The organism is Novosphingobium profundi (genome assembly GCF_020524485.1).
GTDB classification, from domain to species: Bacteria; Pseudomonadota; Alphaproteobacteria; order Sphingomonadales; family Sphingomonadaceae; genus Novosphingobium; species Novosphingobium profundi_A.
This window is the reverse complement of sequence record NZ_JAIVLF010000001.1, coordinates 933,406-947,741: the sequence shown is the minus strand read 5'-3', so window position 1 is coordinate 947,741 and position 14,336 is coordinate 933,406. Positions and strand designations below refer to the sequence as shown.

Sequence of the window (14,336 nt, the reverse complement as noted above, 5' to 3'; positions counted from 1 at the left end):
CGCTAAGCCATGGCCGACCTCGTCCCCGCCCCCGCAGGCGGCGCGCAACTGCCCGCCGCGCCCTCGCTCTTCGCGCCCTTCACCGACCCTTCCGGCGGGCCTGTGCTCACGCGCCTCTCGGCTTTCACCGCGCAGCCTGCGGTGCGCAAGGTCCTGCCGGTCTTCGTCGGACTTGCCGCAATCGGTGCTGCGCTCCTGACCTGGAGCGCGATGGCCCCTGATCCCCAGCGCGTGCTCTACGCGCAGCTCGGCGACAGCGAACGTGCCAGCGTCGCCGCCGCGCTCGACCAGGCCGCGATCGACTACCGCATCGACAATTCCACCGGCGCGCTGACCGTGGCGGAGGGCGACTTCTACCGCGCGCGCATGCTGGTTGCCTCGGACGGCGCGCTCGCCGTGCCCGAAAGCGGTGCGCAGATGCTCGACAGCCTGCCGATGGGCGCCAGCCGCACGCTCGAAGGCGAGCGCCTTCGCGCCGCGCGCGAGGCCGATTTGCAGATGACCATCCGCGAGATCGATGGTGTCGAAAGCGTGCGCGTGCATCTCGCCGCAGGTGAGAAATCCGTTTTCGTGCGCGAGAATGTGCCCCCGTCCGCCTCGGTCATGGTGCGCCTCGCCCGGGGCCGCAGCCTGACCGACGGGCAGGTGAGCGCCGTGGTCAACCTTGTCGCCGGATCGGTGCCGGGTCTCTCGCCCGACGCCGTGCGCGTGATCGACCAGCACGGACGTCTCCTCTCGCAGCTGGGCCAGGGCGTCGATTCCGACCGGCTCGACCTACAGGCCCGAATGGAAGCCAAATTGCGCGAACAGGTCGCCCAGTTGCTCTCCCCCATGCTGGGCGAAGGCAACTTCACCTCCGAGATCCAGGTCGACCTCAACATGGACGAGGTGACCTCCGCGCGCGAAAGCTACGACAAGGACGGCGTCGTGCGCAGCGAGACGCAGCAGCAGTCGCAATCCAGCACCGGAGGGGCCGCCGTGGGTGTACCCGGCGTACTCGCCAACACGCCCCCACCGCAGACCCAGGCCCAGCCAGGCGCGCCGCAGGGCACACAGGGACAGGCCCAGGGCGCGCAGACGCCGCCCCCGACAAACGGCGAAAGCTCGTCGAGCCGTACCTACGAACTGGGCCGCGAGGTCTCGGTCTCGAACACGGGTCCCGGCCGCGTCCAGCGCCTCTCGGTCGCCGTCGCGATCAGCGCGGACGCCATGAAGGGCGCCAACCAGCAGCAGATCGCCGACCTGGAGGCCCTCGTCAGCGCGGCTGTCGGCGCGAACCCGCAGCGCGGCGATGTCGTCAAGGTCATCACCCGCGCCTTCGAGGTCGCGCCCGAGACCGCCCTCCCCTTCTACGAAACGAGCTGGTTCGCCATGCTCGTGCGCAACGGGGCGGCCGTCATCGCCGTCCTTCTCGTCCTGATCCTGGGCGTGCGCCCCATGGTCAAGGCCGTGCGCGGCGACAAGGTGAAGGGCGCCAAGGGCAAGAAAGGCAAGAAGGCCAAGGGCGCCGCCGAGGACGAGGACGAACCCGCCGCGCTTGAGGCCCCGGCCATACCCGCCGAACGCCCGGTCATCCCCGGCACCGAAGAGGAAGAGGAATACGTGCCGCGCGCCGAGCTCCTCAACCGCCAGATCACGCTCGCCCGCGGGCTCGTCGCCGAGAACCCGGGCGGCGCGGTGCAGGCGCTGCGCCAGATGCTCAACCACATGCCCAGCGAAGATGAGGCCAAGGCGGCCTGATGAGCGAGGCAGCCCCCTTCGAGGCGGCCGACAACGCCGCCGTGATGATGATGTTGCTGGACGAGGAACAGACCAGCCGCATCCTCGCCGAACTGGAGCCCGACGAGTTGCGGCTCCTGGGCGAAAAGATGTGTGCGCTGGGCGACATCGGCCCGGACGTGATCGCCGAGGCCCTGACCGGGTTCCTGGAAAAGACCGAAGCGCTTGGCCTGCCCTCGCACGACCGGGTGGGTCAGGTCCGCATGATGATGCACCGCGCGCTGGGCGAGGTGAAGACCGACAATCTGATGCAGCGCATCGTGCCGCCCGATGCGCCCAAGGGCTCGATGGTGGAGCTGGCGCGCTGGCTCAACCCGTCCGCGCTGATCCCGCTCATCAAGGACGAGCATCCCCAGGCCATCGCCGTGCTGCTGGTCCAGCTCGATCCGCTGGTAGCCGCCGAGGTCCTCCACGGCCTGCCGCCTGAACAGCACTCGGAAATCATCCACCGCGTGGCGACGATCGGTCCCGTCTCGCCCCAGGCCATCGCCATGCTGGAGGAACTGCTCAGCCAACGCATCACCCAGTGCCATGGCAGCCGCCCGCTGCAGATGGGCGGCATGAAGGAGGCTGCGGAAATCATCAACGGAGTGGGCAAGGTCGTCGAGAAGCGCGTGATGAGCGAGATTGCCAAGAGGGACAAGGCGCTGGCCAAAAAACTGGAAGAGGAGATGTTCAAGTTCGAGCACCTCTTCGTGCTCGATCCCCAGCAGATGGGCGTGCTCCTGCGCGATGTCGGCAACGACACCCTCATCGATTCGCTCAAGGGCATTTCGGAGGAGGAGCGCGAGTTCTTCTTCCGCGCCATGTCCAGCCGCGCCGCGGACGGCGTCAAGGACGAGATCGCCGCGCGTGGGCGCACCAAGTTGGCCGACGTGGTCGCGGCGCAAAAGGAAGTCGTCGCCATTGCCCGCAAGCTGGTGGCCGACGGCTCGTTGATCCTGGGTTCGGGAGACGGTGAATATGTCTGATCTGGGCTTTGCCTTCCCCCGCCCCGGCTTCAAGCTGATCGAGCCTTACGCCGACCGGCGCGGCTTCACGCCCGACCTGCGCTACGGCGGGAATCTGCGCAGCACCGAAGCGGACGACGCCCCGACCTCCCCGCGCGACGGCACCGCGCCCGACGAGGTTACCCCGGACCCGCTCGCAGAGGCCTTTACCCAGGGCTTTACCGCCGGTTTCGAACAGGCCCAGCAGGCCGCCGCGCAAAAGCACGGCGCCGATGAGGCCGCACGCGAGGCCCTGTGCCTCTCGCTCACCCGGCTCGATGCCGAACTGGAAGAGCAGTTGCGCCTGCGCCTGCGCGAAACGGTCGCGGCGCTGTGCGAAAGCGCACTGGCCCCGCTCGCGCTCGATACAGAAGCGCTTGAGCGGCGTGTCGCCAACGCGGTTGCCATGCTTGCGCGCGCCGACGACGAGCGCGTGATCCGTCTCAACCCCGAGGACATGGCGCTGGTCTCCCCCCGCCTTGCCGAGCAGTGGACGCTCCAGGCCGACCCCAAGCTCGAACGCGGGGCGCTGCGCATCGAGACCGCCAGCGGCGGGATCGAGGACGGCCCGGCCGCCTGGCGCCAGGCCATCGCCGAAGCGCTGCACGACTGCTGAGCGGCCTCATGCTGGACATGTGCGAAGCCATCCTGCGCGATCTGGCCACAGATCCGGTCGACCTGGCGCCACGCCGCTTTGGCTATGTCACCGCCTGCGACGGAGGGCTGCTCGAAGTGAGCGGCCTTGCAATCCCGGTGGGCGCGATGTGCCGGGTTGCGGACGGGCGCAAGGCGCCGCTGCTCGCCGAAGTCATCGGCTTTCGCAACGGGCGCACCATGATGATGATGCTGGGCGACACGATCCTGCTGCGCCCCGGTGCACGGGTCATTCCCGAGGGGCGCCCGGGCATGCTGCCCGTGGGCGAGGCGTTCCTGGGCCGTGCGGTCGATGGCGAAGGGCTGCCTATCGACGGCGGCCTCCCCATCCACACGCGCGGCGAGTGGCCCGCGGGTGGCGTACGCACTTCCGCGCTCGATCGCAGCCCGGTACGCGTTCCCTTCGACACCGGCGTGCGCGCGCTCAACGCGCTCACCACCTTTGGCGTGGGCCAGCGTATCGGCGTCATGGCGGGCTCGGGCGTGGGCAAGTCGGTGCTGATCGACATGATCGCGCGCGGCGCCTCGCTCGCCCGCAATGGCGCGGACGTTGTCGTGGTCGGCCTCATCGGCGAGCGCGCCCGCGAGGTCTCGGACTTCGTCGAGCGGCACATGAACGCGGCCATGAAGGAGAAGACCGTGGTCGTCGCGGTCCCGGCCGACCATGCGCCCAACCTGCGCCTGCGCGGAGCCATGCTGGCCACCTCGATGGCCGAGCATTTCCGCGCGCGCGGGCGCAAGGTGCTGCTCATCATGGACAGCCTGACGCGCGTCGCCCACGCGGCGCGCGAAATCGGCCTGCTGCTGGGAGAACCCGGCGCGGCGCGCGGCTACCCCCCTTCCGCGCTCGCCACGATCACCAAGCTGGTCGAGCGTGCGGGCAACTCGGCGGCCTCGGGCGGCTCGGTCACCGGGCTCTACACCGTGCTTGCCGATGGCGACAACCAGGACGATCCGGTCGTCGATACCGCACGATCGATCCTTGATGGGCATATCGTGCTCAGCCGCGAACTGGCCCAGCGCGGGCAATATCCAGCCATCGACATTGCCGCCTCGCTCAGCCGCGTGATGAACGACATCGTGCCCGAGGAGCACCAGAAGCTCGCCCGCACCTTCCGCGCGCTGACGGCCAGCTACGAGGCCAACCGCGATCTCGTGCTGATGGGCGCCTATCGCCCCGGCGCCGACGCCCAGCTTGATCGCGCGATTGCCATGACCGGCAAGTTGACGGCCTTCCTCGCGCAAGGGGCCGGCGAGGTCGTGCCGCTCAAGGACAGCGCCAGCCAGCTCGAAGCCCTGCTCGCAAGCTGATCGATGACCGACGCCCACAAGCGCCTCGCCCGCCTGCGCCGCCTGGAAAAGGTGCGCGACATCGCCCGCCAGACCGCTGCGGCCGAAGCCGCGCAGGCCGAGGGGACCCTGGCCCAACTCCAGGCCCTGACCGAGCGTACCCGCCGCCTTGCCGAAGATTACGCCACACGCCGTACCGCCACCGATGGCGCGGCGCTGCACCAGATCGGGCGTTTCGTCTCCGGGCTACAGACCCTTTCGCGCACGACCCAGGGCGATGCCGAGCGCGCGCACGCCATTGCCGATGCCAAGCAGAAGCACCTTGCGGAAGCCGAACGCCGCCGCGCCGCCATCGAGGAGCGCGCGGCCCTCCAGGAACGGATGATCGCGAAGCAGGCGGCAACGCCCGTTCTCTCCGCACGCCGCGCAGCTGGCACGGAGCTTGAATAGTCCTTCGCATGGCAAGTCCAAGGACCCGTATTCGATGATCCCTCCGCACGCACCTTCCCAAAGCCTCGGCCTTCTCCGGACGATCCTGAACGGCCCCGCCACGTCGGGCGAGGGTCCTGGCGGCGTGTCCGGAGAGAGCGGCACCGGCGCGAACTTCTCGGCGACATTGCAAGGACTTGCCTCGCTTGAGGGGGATACGGCCCCCGCCCCTGCCACCCTTCCCGCCCCTCACATGCCGATGCCAAACCCTGTCCCGGCGCAGGCACCGAGCGCCGAGGCCATGCTCCAGATCACGCCCCTGCCGGGCGGCAATCCCTTGCCGTCCATCGGTGATCCGCTGCCGCCAGCCGCGCCGCAGGATCTTGGCGCAGCCCCGGACAGCGCCTCCCAGGACGTGACGGGAGAAGTCTCTCCCGGCGAACAGGAGCTGCCCGCACCGCTCACACCGCCATGGCTCGCCTTGCTCGTCGACGTGCCCGTTCCACCTGTCGCCGTATCGGCTGCCTCGCCCTCTCCGGCGAGCTCCGTCCCGCACATCGCCGCATCGCCTGCAGCGCCCTCTCCGGCGAGCTCCGTCCCGCACGTCACCGCCTCGCCTGTCCCGCCCGCTCTGGCGGGCTCGGTCCCGCACGTCACCGCCTCGCCTGCCCCGCCCGCTCTGGCGGGCTCGGTCCTGCACGTTGCCGCCTCGCCTGCTCCGCCCTCTCTGGCGGGCTCTGGCCCGCACATCGGTTCCGCGCCTTCCGCACCCTCTCCGGCGGGCTCTGTTCTGCCGCCCCCCGCAGCGTTGGCCCGGAGCGCCCCGTCCGCGCCGACAGCCCCACAAACGTCTCGGGAAGGGGCCTCCGAAAGCGCCCTTGCCGGGACGGTTACCCGGCTGCGCATGCCCGCCGTGCCAACGCAGCCCCCCGTGACGCTCTCCTTCGATGCGGCTGGGCGACCGGTTCAGATGCCGTCCGCGAAGGAGGCCTCTCCGGTCCGCCCTGTCGCTCCCTCCCTGCAAGGTGCAGCGCCCCCGGCGTCGCGCCCACCAGGCATGGAAGACCTGGCCCGAAAGGTAGCGGTCACCAGACGGTTGGCCCTTTCCCCGGCGACCCTCCTGCACAGGCCCACCCTGCATAGGCCCGCCCCCGCGCAGCCCGATCTTCCCGTTCCGACCTCGGCACACACCCAATCGGAAGTGCAGCCTGCACCGGTGCCCGCGCAACCGGCCCCGGCTCCCGCCAAGGGAATTGGGGTCACTCCCACAATGGTGCGGGCGGATCTTCCGGTGCAGGAGGGCGAGTTCATGCCCCAGCCCCACACGGAGTTCGCCTCCAGAGGCCTCCCCACGAACGAGGGCCGCCCCCTCTCCGCTCGCGCACCCGAGAAGGCAGCGGACACCGCCATGCCGTCAGGCGCTTCTCCTGCGCCCGCACCGGTCAGCCCCCCATCGCAGCCAAGCGCGCCGTTCTCGTCGGTCATGGTGCAGGGAGCAGATGCGCCTGCCCTTCAGGGTTCGGAGCTACAGGTGCCCCTGCGCGCCGAAACCCCGCACGATTTCGACACACTGCTCGGGCGCCTTCACGAGGCGCGCGAGGCGCAAGGGCCACAGGTTGTACGCACCTCGCTGGTCCATGCCCAGTTCGGGCACGTCGCCTTGCAACTTCGCCCGGATGAAACCGGCATGAGCGTCTCGCTGCGCAGCGCCGATCCCGATTTTGCGGCCTCCGTACAGGGCGCCGCCGCACAGGTGCTGGCCGCCTCCAGCACGCAGGGCAGCGACACCCCGCGCGAGAATCCCTTCCAGCAGTCCTCCGGGCAGCAGGGGCAGAACACCGCCTCCTCGCCGAACGGACAGGACCACAAGGGCGCGCAAGGCTTCGCGCAGGGCGCGGGGCAGGCACGAGAGGATGGCCAGCCGTCGGGCTCCTCCGGGACATCGCGTTCCGGTGGCCGCGAAGGCTCCGACACGCCTGCCAGGGGTACCCCGGCCCGTTCGTCCGACCGCCCGGCCCGCGACACGCGCGGCGGCGTCTACGCCTGATGACAGGTACGCCTGGTGACAGGCCCCAGCGAGGAAATTTCTGAATGAGCGACAAGGCAGACAAGGACGACAAGCCCAAGGGCAAAGGCAAGATGGGCCTCATCCTCGTGGCCGTGGCCATGCTCGTCGTGGGCGGGGGCGGCGCGGCAGGTGCCATGATGTTCCTGGGCGGCGGCCATTCGGAAGGCCACGAGCCCAAGGGCCCGCAACTTGTCCGCAAGGGCGAAGTCGACCCCTACGCTCCGCCTGCGGGCGAAGGCGAGGAGGAAGGCGGCGGTGGCCATGAAGAGCACGGCGACGGCGGCGATGAATACCGCACCGCCTATTACACGTTCAAGGACGAGTTCACCTCGAACCTCAAGGATTCCGACGCGCTGGTCCAGTTGGCGCTGGCGTGCTCGACCCGGCGCGACGGCCGCGTTCTGCAATGGCTGGCCAAGCACGAACTGGCGATCCGCTCGAACATGCTCTCCGTCATCGCCGACACGCACGAGGACGACATGTTCACCATCAAGGGCAAGGACAAGCTGCAGAAACGCCTGACCAAGACCATCAACGACGTGCTCACGAAGAAGGAAGGCTACGGCGGCGTCGATGCCGTCTACTTCCGCACGCTGATCATCCAGTGAGGCGGGGATGAACGCGACCTCGGATACGGCCCCTGTAAAGGCGAAGCATGCGACCGAATTGCTCGGCAAGGCACCGTCGATCGACGAGCTGGTGCCCGCGCTTTCGTTCCTGGGCGAGCGGCTGGTGCGGATCCTGCCCGGCGAGCTGGCCCGCATTTCCGGCGGCGATCCCCCTGTGGTGCGCGCCGGAATGCCGATGGACACGACGCTGGGCGGCATCCAGTCCGAACTCGAGACCCTCGCCGCCCATGCCCTGCTCGGCGCGGGGCCCAAGAACCTGCCGCTGCTCGCCACCTTCGAGGCGGCGCCGGTGTTTCGCCTTGTCGATCGCGCGTTCGGCGGCAATGGCGTCGTCCCCGATCCCCTGCCCGACCGTTTCCCGGTCTCGGCCGAGCTGCTGCTCGCGCGGATCGAGGGGGCGATTGCGGCGACGCTCAGTCAGCTGTTCTCGCACGAGACGGCCACGCTGGTGCGCCCCTTGCGCCGCGACACCAGCCTGCGCCAGCTCGATCCCTTCGACATGCGCGCCGACCTACTCCAGCTCTCACTCGACATTGAGGAAGCGGGCGCGGAACCCTGGACGCTGAGCCTGGCCTTTCCGGTCACCACGCTGGGTCCGCTGCTACTGCCCCAGCGAAAGCCCGCGCGCGCCCGCGCCGCGCCGCGCAAGGCCGGTCCCACCGAGGAACCCTTCGCCTCGCTCCTGCTCGAACTCACCGCCGTCCTCGTCGACATGCCCATGCCCATGCGCCGTCTCTCGGCGCTGCGTCCGGGCGACGTCATCCCGGTTCCGGTCAGCCGGGCCGTGCCGCTCATGGCGGGAGGACAGATCATTGCCACCGGCACTGTCGGGGAACTGGACGACATGGTCGCCGTCCAGGTCGGACAGGCCTTCTGAACGCCCGCCCCGCCCACGCCGTCTGCACAGCGGCACGGACGGGACGGGCACTGCCACCACGCCGGTGCGGTCACACCTGCGTCTTCAACTGGGGAACCCTTTAGCCATGACGAAAACGCCATGACAGCGCCGCCACGAAAGCACCCGCGCGGCTTTGAATTCCTGCGCGATGTCGACGTGCGCGTCTCGGTCGAGCTCGGCCGGTCGCAGATGAAGCTCAAGGACGTCCTTGCGCTCGGCCCGGAAAGCCTGGTCGTGCTCGACCGGATGACCGACGAGCTGCTCGACATCCTCGTCAACGGCAAGCCCATCGCGCGCGGCGAGGTCATCTCGCACAACGGGCGCTTTGGCCTGCGCATCGTCGAGATGGTCGGCGACGAGGACGAAAGCGAGGACGGTGACACGGCGGCCGATTCCGCCCTGCCGCTCCCCGGCGCGGCGGGCGGCAAGGCCACCCAGGCCAGCGGGGAGTAGAGCCATGCTCTGGTATGTTCTCAAGCTCGCGATCCTGCTGCCGCTGATCGCGCTCCTCGCCTGGGGCGCGCTGACGCTCGCCCGCAAGGTCCAGCAGCGCGCCGGTATCAACAGCGGCGCGCGATCCATCCGCATTGTCGAGACGACCATGCTCTCGCCCACGCTCAAGCTGGCGGTGATCGAGTTTCATGGCCGCGAGATCCTCGTCTCGGCCTCGCGCCATGGCCTGACGCGGCTGGCCGAGGCGCCCGCGCGCGCCACCTTCGAGGTGATCGAATGAGACGCCCGCTTGCGCTCGCGCTTACAGGCGCGGTCCTGGCCCTCGCGCTCATCCCCACGCTCGCCCACGCGCAGGAGGCCATCCCCGGCGCGCTCGACCGCGCCTTCGAACAGATCGGCGGCACCGGCGACGGGCCGGGCGGGCCGGGCATGAGCATGTCGCTCCAGCTGCTCCTCATCATGGGGCTGCTGACGATCCTGCCCAGCCTCGTCCTGATGATGACGAGTTTCACGCGCATCCTCGTGGTTTTGGCTATCCTGCGCCAGGCCATCGGTCTCCAGCAATCCCCGCCCAACCAGGTGCTGATCGGGCTTGCCATGTTCCTCTCGCTCTTCGTCATGGCCCCGACACTCGACCGCGTGAACGAGACCGCAATCGCCCCTTATGCCGCCGACCAGATCAACGCGCAGGAGGCCATCGCCAACGCGGGGACGGAGTTTCACGCCTTCATGGTGCGCCAGACGCGCGAGCGCGACCTCACCATGTTTGCCGAGATGGCCAACGCGCCGCAATTTGCCTCCAGCCGCGAGGTGCCCTTCTCGATCCTCCTGCCCGCTTTTGTCACCAGCGAGCTCAAGACCGCCTTTCAGATCGGCTTCATGCTGTTCCTGCCCTTCCTGGTCATCGACCTTGTGATCTCCTCGGTGCTGATGTCGCTAGGCATGATGATGATGAGCCCGATGGTGGTCTCTATGCCTTTCAAGCTCCTGCTCTTCGTCCTTGTCGACGGGTGGGCGCTGATGATGGGCTCGCTCGCAGCCAGCTTTGCCTGAGGGCGCGGCGATGGAAGACATCACCAACCTTCTCGCGCTTGCGGACAAGATGCTGTGGGTCACCGCCCTTGTCGCCGCGCCGGTGCTGCTCTCGGCCCTCGCCGTAGGGCTTGCGGTGGGGCTGGTACAGGCGGCGACTTCGGTCAACGAGCAGACGCTCACCTTCGTCCCCAAGCTCGCCGTCGTCGCGCTGGTCCTTGTCCTGATGGGCTCCTCGATGATGACGCTGGTGGGCGACTTCGCGCAGGAAATCTTCGCCCAGATCGCGCGCATGGGCCAGGCCGAGCAGGTCATCCCGTGATCCAGCTCGACTTCGGCTTCGGCGCCCTGGAAGACGAGTTCTGGCGCATGCTCTTCGTGATGACCCGCATCGGTGCCGCGCTTGTCGCCGCGCCCTTGTTCGGCATCCCCAGCGTGCCTCCGCAGCTGCGGGTGATCGGTGCGGGCGCGCTCGCCGTGCTGGTCTGCGCCTGGACAAATGTGGCCGTGCCCGCCGCGCTTTTCTCGCTTCCCGGCCTACTGGCCGTGCTGGGCGAAGTCGTGATCGGCCTGGCGCTCGGCTTCGTGCTCCAGCTCGCCTTTGCCGCCCCGGTCATTGCGGCCGAGGTCATCGGCGGCTCGATGGGCATGAACATGGCGGTTGCGGTCGATCCCAATTCGGGCACGCAGTCGCCCGCGCTGGGCCAGTACTTCGCGGTCGTCCTGACGATGATCTTCCTGGGGCTGGGCGCGCACCTTCAATGGTTCGCCCTCATCGTGGAAAGCTACCGCACCTTCCCCCCGGGTGAGACCTGGCTGGGCACCGGACGTTTCGCCCTCATCGCCGGGTTTGGCGTGCAGATGTTCGCAACCGCCGCGACCATTGCGCTGCCGGTCTGCCTTGTCCTGCTCACCGTGCAGTTGGTAACGGGCGTCCTCAGCCGTTCCGCCCCCGCGCTCAATCTCTTCTCGCTGGGCCTGCCCGCAGGGATCCTCGGCGGTCTGGCCGCGCTGCTTGTCTCTGCGCCGGTTCTCACCGATCTCGTCACCCGCCTCTCGCGCGAAGCGATCCTCAACGCCGCCCAGGTGATCGCGCCATGAGCGAGAGCGACGGCGAAAAGAGCTTTGCCCCCACGCAAAAGCGCAAGCGCGATGCCGCCAAGAAGGGCGACGTCATCCGCTCGCGCGAGCTGGGGACCGCGGGCGCGGTCGCCATTGGCGCGATCTGGCTGCTGCTCGCAGGGCCGTGGCTGCTGGAGCGTCTCGTGCGCGTGCTGCGCGCCGGGTTTCTCTTCACGCCCGGTGCCATCGACGATTTCACCCCCGGGGCCCTCCTCATCCAGGCCCTGATTGCCGCCCTCCCCCCGGTGTTCCTCCTCGGGGTGAGCGTGATGCTCGTCAGCCTGCTCTCGCAGCTGGGTTTTGGCGAAGGCCGCTGGCTGGCCTCGAACCTGGCCTTCAAGGGCTCGCGCATCGATCCCATGAAGGGCCTGAAGCGCATGTTCGGGCCCAATGGCCTGATCGAGATGGTCAAGGGCCTCGCCAAGGTGACGCTGCTGGGCACCATCGCCTGGGTGTGGGCCAGCGACCGGCTGGAAACGCTTGCCCGATTGGGCCGGGGCAACCTGCTTCAGGAGCTTTCCTATGCCTGGGAGGAACTGGTCCTCCTGCTCTTCTGGCTCGCCGCAGGGCTCACGCTGATCGCCCTGCTCGACCTGCCCGTCCAGCTGTTTCGCCGTCTCATGCGCCTCAAGATGACACTGCAGGAAGTGCGCGACGAACAGAAGGACAGCGAAGGCGCGCCCGAAAAGAAGGCCGCGATAAAGGACCGCCAGCGCAAGATCGCGATGGGCGCCCTCATCCCCGCGATGCAGGAAGCCAGCTTCGTTCTCACCAACCCCACGCACTTTTCCGTGGCCCTGTCTTGGAACCCCGATAAGGCGCCCGCGCCTATCCTCGTCGCCAAGGGGCGCGGCGAGAAGGCCATGGCGATCCGCGAACTGGCCGCCGAATACGCCGTGCCCACGCTGGAATACCCCGCGCTCGCACGCTCGGTCTATTACAGCACCCGGGAGAAGCGCATGATCCGCGAGGAACACTACGTCGCCGTAGCCGCGATCCTGGCCTTCGTCATGGCCCTGAAGCGCGGCGAGACACGCACCCGCCCCGCTGTTGCAGTGCCCGTCACCTTGCGCTTCGACAGCGAGGGCCGCCTGGAATCGGCAGGCCCGTGATGCCCGCCCTGCACGTCGCCACCCTTAACCTGCCCTTCGTGGAGCCGTTCTTTCTGCCATGAGCACGATCAACAACTCCCCCACCGCCACCAGCTCGCTGGTCACCGCCCTCGGCGGGGGCAGCGGCATCGATATGCTCGACCTCGCCAACAAGCTGGCGCAGGCGCAGTTCGCTAACAAGGTCAACCGGCTCGACACCCGCAGCGAGACGCTGGAAGCCCAGATCTCCTCCGCGTCCGACATCCGCTCGATGATGCTCGCGCTCGACACCTCGCTGGGCACGCTGATCCGCACCGGCGACCTCTCGCGCACGCCCAGCGTCGCCAACAGCTCGGTCGCCTCGGCTTCGCTGACCGGCACGTCGCTGCCCAAGGGCAGCTACGATCTGGAAGTCACGCGCCTTGCCAGTGGCCAGAACATCGCCAGCAACGCCTATGCCTCGGCCTCCGACACGGTTGGCGCCGGCACCCTGACCCTGCGCTTCGGCACGGTCTCGGGCAGTACCTTCACCGAGGACACCGGCCACGCCGCAGTCGACATCACGATTGCCAGCGGCGCGACGCTCGCCGACGTCGCCAGCGCCATCAACGGCGCCAATGCGGGCGTGCAGGCCTACGTCGCCCAGACCGTCGACGGCGCCCAGCTGGTCCTCAAGGGCCAGAACGGCGCGGCCAACGGCTTCATCCTGGAGGCGGCCGAGGACGTACTTGAACCCGGCCTCGCCAACCTTGCCTGGAACCCGTCCTCCACGAATGGCGAGCTGCTCGCCAGCGCCGTGGACGCAGCCTTCTCGGTCGACGGGCTCGACTACACTTCCACCTCGAACACGGTAAGCGACGTCATCCCCGGCGTGCGTCTCCAGCTTTCGGGCACCAATATCGGCGCGCCCACTCGCGTCTCGTTCGCCGATCCGGGCCCCAGCATCTCCAGTTCGATGCAGGACCTGACCGATGCGCTGAACGAAGTCATGTCCGCGCTCAACGCGGCGACCGCCATCGGCGGCGAACTCGCCAACGACGGCGGCGCCCGCGCGCTCAAGCGCGCCTTCTCGGGACTTGCCAGCAGCACCATCATGCCCAACGCCACGGGCACCGCGCGCACGCTCGGCGACCTGGGCCTCAAGACCGAGCGCAACGGCACCTTCACGCTCGACACCGAGCGGCTCGCCGCCACCATGGAAGCCGATCCGGAAGGCGTCGCGGCCATGTTCACGACCGGCGTCCACGGTGTCTACGCCAGCATCAACCGCATCTACCGCGACGCGTCCTCCACCACGAGCCTCAACTCGCTGGGGGCCTCGATCCGCAAGTACACCACGCAGCTCACCGACATTTCCGAGAGCCGCACCGAGATCGCCGAGCAGCAGGAAAAGCTGCGCGCGCGCCTCGCCGGCCAGTTCACCACTTCGGAAAGCCGCATCGGCATGCTGAACTCCACGATGGCCATGCTGGAGAACCAGATCGCCCAGTGGAACCGTTCGGACAGCTGACATGCTCGGACGCGTCACCCCGCACGAAGCCTATCGCCGCGTCGACTTCGACGCCCGTGTCAACGGCGCCGACCGCACCGAGCTGGTGCACCTGTGCTATGAACATCTCGTCAGCGCGCTGGGCACCGCGCTCCACGCGGACGCGATCGGCGATGGCGAATTGAAGAGCCGCTCGATGACCCGCGCCCTGACCGCCGTCACCGCCTTGCAGATGGGCGTCTCGGGCGACAGCGGGATAGCCTCGGCGCTGAACCAGCTCTACGCGGCCGCACGGCGCACGATCCTGGATAGCGCAACGACGTTCGCGCGCGACCGGATCGATGCCCTGCGCAGCGATTTCCTGGAAATCAGCCAGGCCATGCAGACCGGCTGATCCCGCCGCGTTTACCACC

Annotated in this window: 17 protein-coding genes; 16 read left to right on the top strand and 1 reads right to left on the bottom strand. The window is 68.6% G+C overall.

What is annotated here, in order from left to right; all coding sequences use genetic code 11:
- The first annotated feature begins 9 nt into the window (after window positions 1-9).
- The 5 genes from fliF to LC060_RS04065 are packed head-to-tail and all read left to right on the top strand — an operon-like array spanning window position 10 to window position 5,162.
- Window positions 10-1,740 (top strand): flagellar basal-body MS-ring/collar protein FliF, encoded by a 1,731-nt coding sequence (fliF, locus tag LC060_RS04085; RefSeq protein ID WP_226632942.1) that lies wholly within the window; start codon window positions 10-12, stop codon window positions 1,738-1,740.
- A complete protein-coding gene (gene fliG / locus LC060_RS04080) occupies window positions 1,740-2,750 on the top strand; it encodes a flagellar motor switch protein FliG (protein ID WP_226632941.1) in 1,011 nt (336 codons plus the stop codon). The genes fliF and fliG overlap by 1 nt, the downstream gene beginning before the upstream one ends.
- On the top strand, window positions 2,743-3,384 hold the full coding sequence (locus LC060_RS04075) for a FliH/SctL family protein (RefSeq protein ID WP_226632939.1): 642 nt from the start codon (window positions 2,743-2,745) through the stop codon (window positions 3,382-3,384). The genes fliG and LC060_RS04075 overlap by 8 nt, the downstream gene beginning before the upstream one ends.
- A gap of 8 nt (window positions 3,385-3,392) precedes the next feature.
- Window positions 3,393-4,733, top strand: a complete 1,341-nt coding sequence (locus LC060_RS04070) for a FliI/YscN family ATPase (protein WP_226632937.1) — start codon at window positions 3,393-3,395, stop codon at window positions 4,731-4,733.
- Between the two features lie 3 nt (window positions 4,734-4,736).
- Window positions 4,737-5,162 carry a hypothetical protein gene (locus LC060_RS04065; protein WP_226632935.1) on the top strand — a complete coding sequence of 142 codons (426 nt, stop codon included), beginning with the start codon at window positions 4,737-4,739 and terminating at the stop codon, window positions 5,160-5,162.
- A 228-nt stretch (window positions 5,163-5,390) separates the two neighbouring features.
- Here the strand turns inward: LC060_RS04065 and LC060_RS04060 are convergent, their stop codons facing one another.
- Complete coding sequence (locus LC060_RS04060) at window positions 5,391-5,891, bottom strand: hypothetical protein (protein WP_226632933.1); 501 nt, start codon at window positions 5,889-5,891, stop codon at window positions 5,391-5,393.
- A 781-nt stretch (window positions 5,892-6,672) separates the two neighbouring features.
- On the opposite strand from LC060_RS04060, the gene LC060_RS04055 reads away from it, so the two are divergent.
- The 11 genes from LC060_RS04055 to LC060_RS04005 all read left to right on the top strand — a co-directional run bounded on the left by LC060_RS04055 (window position 6,673) and on the right by LC060_RS04005 (window position 14,317).
- Window positions 6,673-7,188, top strand: coding sequence for a hypothetical protein (locus LC060_RS04055; protein WP_226632931.1), 516 nt, complete (start codon window positions 6,673-6,675; stop codon window positions 7,186-7,188).
- 44 nt (window positions 7,189-7,232) lie between these two features.
- On the top strand, window positions 7,233-7,817 hold the full coding sequence (fliL, locus tag LC060_RS04050) for a flagellar basal body-associated protein FliL (protein ID WP_226632929.1): 585 nt from the start codon (window positions 7,233-7,235) through the stop codon (window positions 7,815-7,817).
- A gap of 7 nt (window positions 7,818-7,824) precedes the next feature.
- The gene (locus LC060_RS04045) at window positions 7,825-8,715 is read left to right on the top strand and encodes a flagellar motor switch protein FliM (RefSeq protein WP_226632927.1); all 891 of its coding nucleotides are present in this window, start codon (window positions 7,825-7,827) and stop codon (window positions 8,713-8,715) included.
- A gap of 120 nt (window positions 8,716-8,835) precedes the next feature.
- Complete coding sequence (gene fliN, locus LC060_RS04040) at window positions 8,836-9,189, top strand: flagellar motor switch protein FliN (protein WP_226632925.1); 354 nt, start codon at window positions 8,836-8,838, stop codon at window positions 9,187-9,189.
- Window positions 9,190-9,193: 4 nt separating this feature from the next.
- Window positions 9,194-9,469: a flagellar biosynthetic protein FliO gene (locus LC060_RS04035; protein ID WP_226632923.1), complete on the top strand. Its 276-nt coding sequence runs from the start codon at window positions 9,194-9,196 to the stop codon at window positions 9,467-9,469.
- Window positions 9,466-10,242 carry a flagellar type III secretion system pore protein FliP gene (fliP, locus tag LC060_RS04030; RefSeq protein ID WP_226632921.1) on the top strand — a complete coding sequence of 259 codons (777 nt, stop codon included), beginning with the start codon at window positions 9,466-9,468 and terminating at the stop codon, window positions 10,240-10,242. Before LC060_RS04035 ends, fliP begins: the two co-directional genes overlap by 4 nt.
- Window positions 10,243-10,252: 10 nt before the next feature.
- On the top strand, window positions 10,253-10,543 hold the full coding sequence (locus tag LC060_RS04025) for a flagellar biosynthetic protein FliQ (protein ID WP_148629326.1): 291 nt from the start codon (window positions 10,253-10,255) through the stop codon (window positions 10,541-10,543).
- Entirely contained in the window at window positions 10,540-11,322 is a 783-nt protein-coding gene (gene fliR / locus LC060_RS04020; RefSeq protein WP_226632919.1) for a flagellar biosynthetic protein FliR, read from the top strand. Before LC060_RS04025 ends, fliR begins: the two co-directional genes overlap by 4 nt.
- Window positions 11,319-12,455, top strand: a complete 1,137-nt coding sequence (locus LC060_RS04015; protein WP_226632917.1) for a flagellar biosynthesis protein FlhB — start codon at window positions 11,319-11,321, stop codon at window positions 12,453-12,455. Before fliR ends, LC060_RS04015 begins: the two co-directional genes overlap by 4 nt.
- Window positions 12,456-12,513: 58 nt before the next feature.
- Window positions 12,514-13,944 (top strand): flagellar filament capping protein FliD, encoded by a 1,431-nt coding sequence (gene fliD, locus LC060_RS04010; protein WP_226632915.1) that lies wholly within the window; start codon window positions 12,514-12,516, stop codon window positions 13,942-13,944.
- Between the two features lies 1 nt (window position 13,945).
- A complete protein-coding gene (locus LC060_RS04005; protein WP_226632914.1) occupies window positions 13,946-14,317 on the top strand; it encodes a flagellar protein FliS in 372 nt (123 codons plus the stop codon).
- The last annotated feature ends 19 nt before the right edge of the window (window positions 14,318-14,336 follow it).

Excerpts from the sequence above, each read along its gene's own strand:
- fliL (WP_226632929.1), top strand. The coding sequence starts at position 7,233 with ATGAGCGACAAGGCAGACAAGGACGACAAGCCCAAGGGCAAAGGCAAG.
- LC060_RS04035 (WP_226632923.1), top strand. The coding sequence starts at position 9,194 with ATGCTCTGGTATGTTCTCAAGCTCGCGATCCTGCTGCCGCTGATCGCG.
- fliF (WP_226632942.1), top strand. The coding sequence starts at position 10 with ATGGCCGACCTCGTCCCCGCCCCCGCAGGCGGCGCGCAACTGCCCGCC.
- fliD (WP_226632915.1), top strand. The coding sequence starts at position 12,514 with ATGAGCACGATCAACAACTCCCCCACCGCCACCAGCTCGCTGGTCACC.
- LC060_RS04065 (WP_226632935.1), top strand. The coding sequence starts at position 4,737 with ATGACCGACGCCCACAAGCGCCTCGCCCGCCTGCGCCGCCTGGAAAAG.
- LC060_RS04070 (WP_226632937.1), top strand. The coding sequence starts at position 3,393 with ATGCTGGACATGTGCGAAGCCATCCTGCGCGATCTGGCCACAGATCCG.
- fliG (WP_226632941.1), top strand. The coding sequence starts at position 1,740 with ATGAGCGAGGCAGCCCCCTTCGAGGCGGCCGACAACGCCGCCGTGATG.
- LC060_RS04045 (WP_226632927.1), top strand. The coding sequence starts at position 7,825 with ATGAACGCGACCTCGGATACGGCCCCTGTAAAGGCGAAGCATGCGACC.
- fliN (WP_226632925.1), top strand. The coding sequence starts at position 8,836 with ATGACAGCGCCGCCACGAAAGCACCCGCGCGGCTTTGAATTCCTGCGC.
- LC060_RS04025 (WP_148629326.1), top strand. The coding sequence starts at position 10,253 with ATGGAAGACATCACCAACCTTCTCGCGCTTGCGGACAAGATGCTGTGG.
- fliP (WP_226632921.1), top strand. The coding sequence starts at position 9,466 with ATGAGACGCCCGCTTGCGCTCGCGCTTACAGGCGCGGTCCTGGCCCTC.
- LC060_RS04005 (WP_226632914.1), top strand. The coding sequence starts at position 13,946 with ATGCTCGGACGCGTCACCCCGCACGAAGCCTATCGCCGCGTCGACTTC.
- LC060_RS04075 (WP_226632939.1), top strand. The coding sequence starts at position 2,743 with ATGTCTGATCTGGGCTTTGCCTTCCCCCGCCCCGGCTTCAAGCTGATC.
- LC060_RS04060 (WP_226632933.1), bottom strand. The coding sequence starts at position 5,891 with ATGTGCGGGCCAGAGCCCGCCAGAGAGGGCGGAGCAGGCGAGGCGGCA.
- LC060_RS04015 (WP_226632917.1), top strand. The coding sequence starts at position 11,319 with ATGAGCGAGAGCGACGGCGAAAAGAGCTTTGCCCCCACGCAAAAGCGC.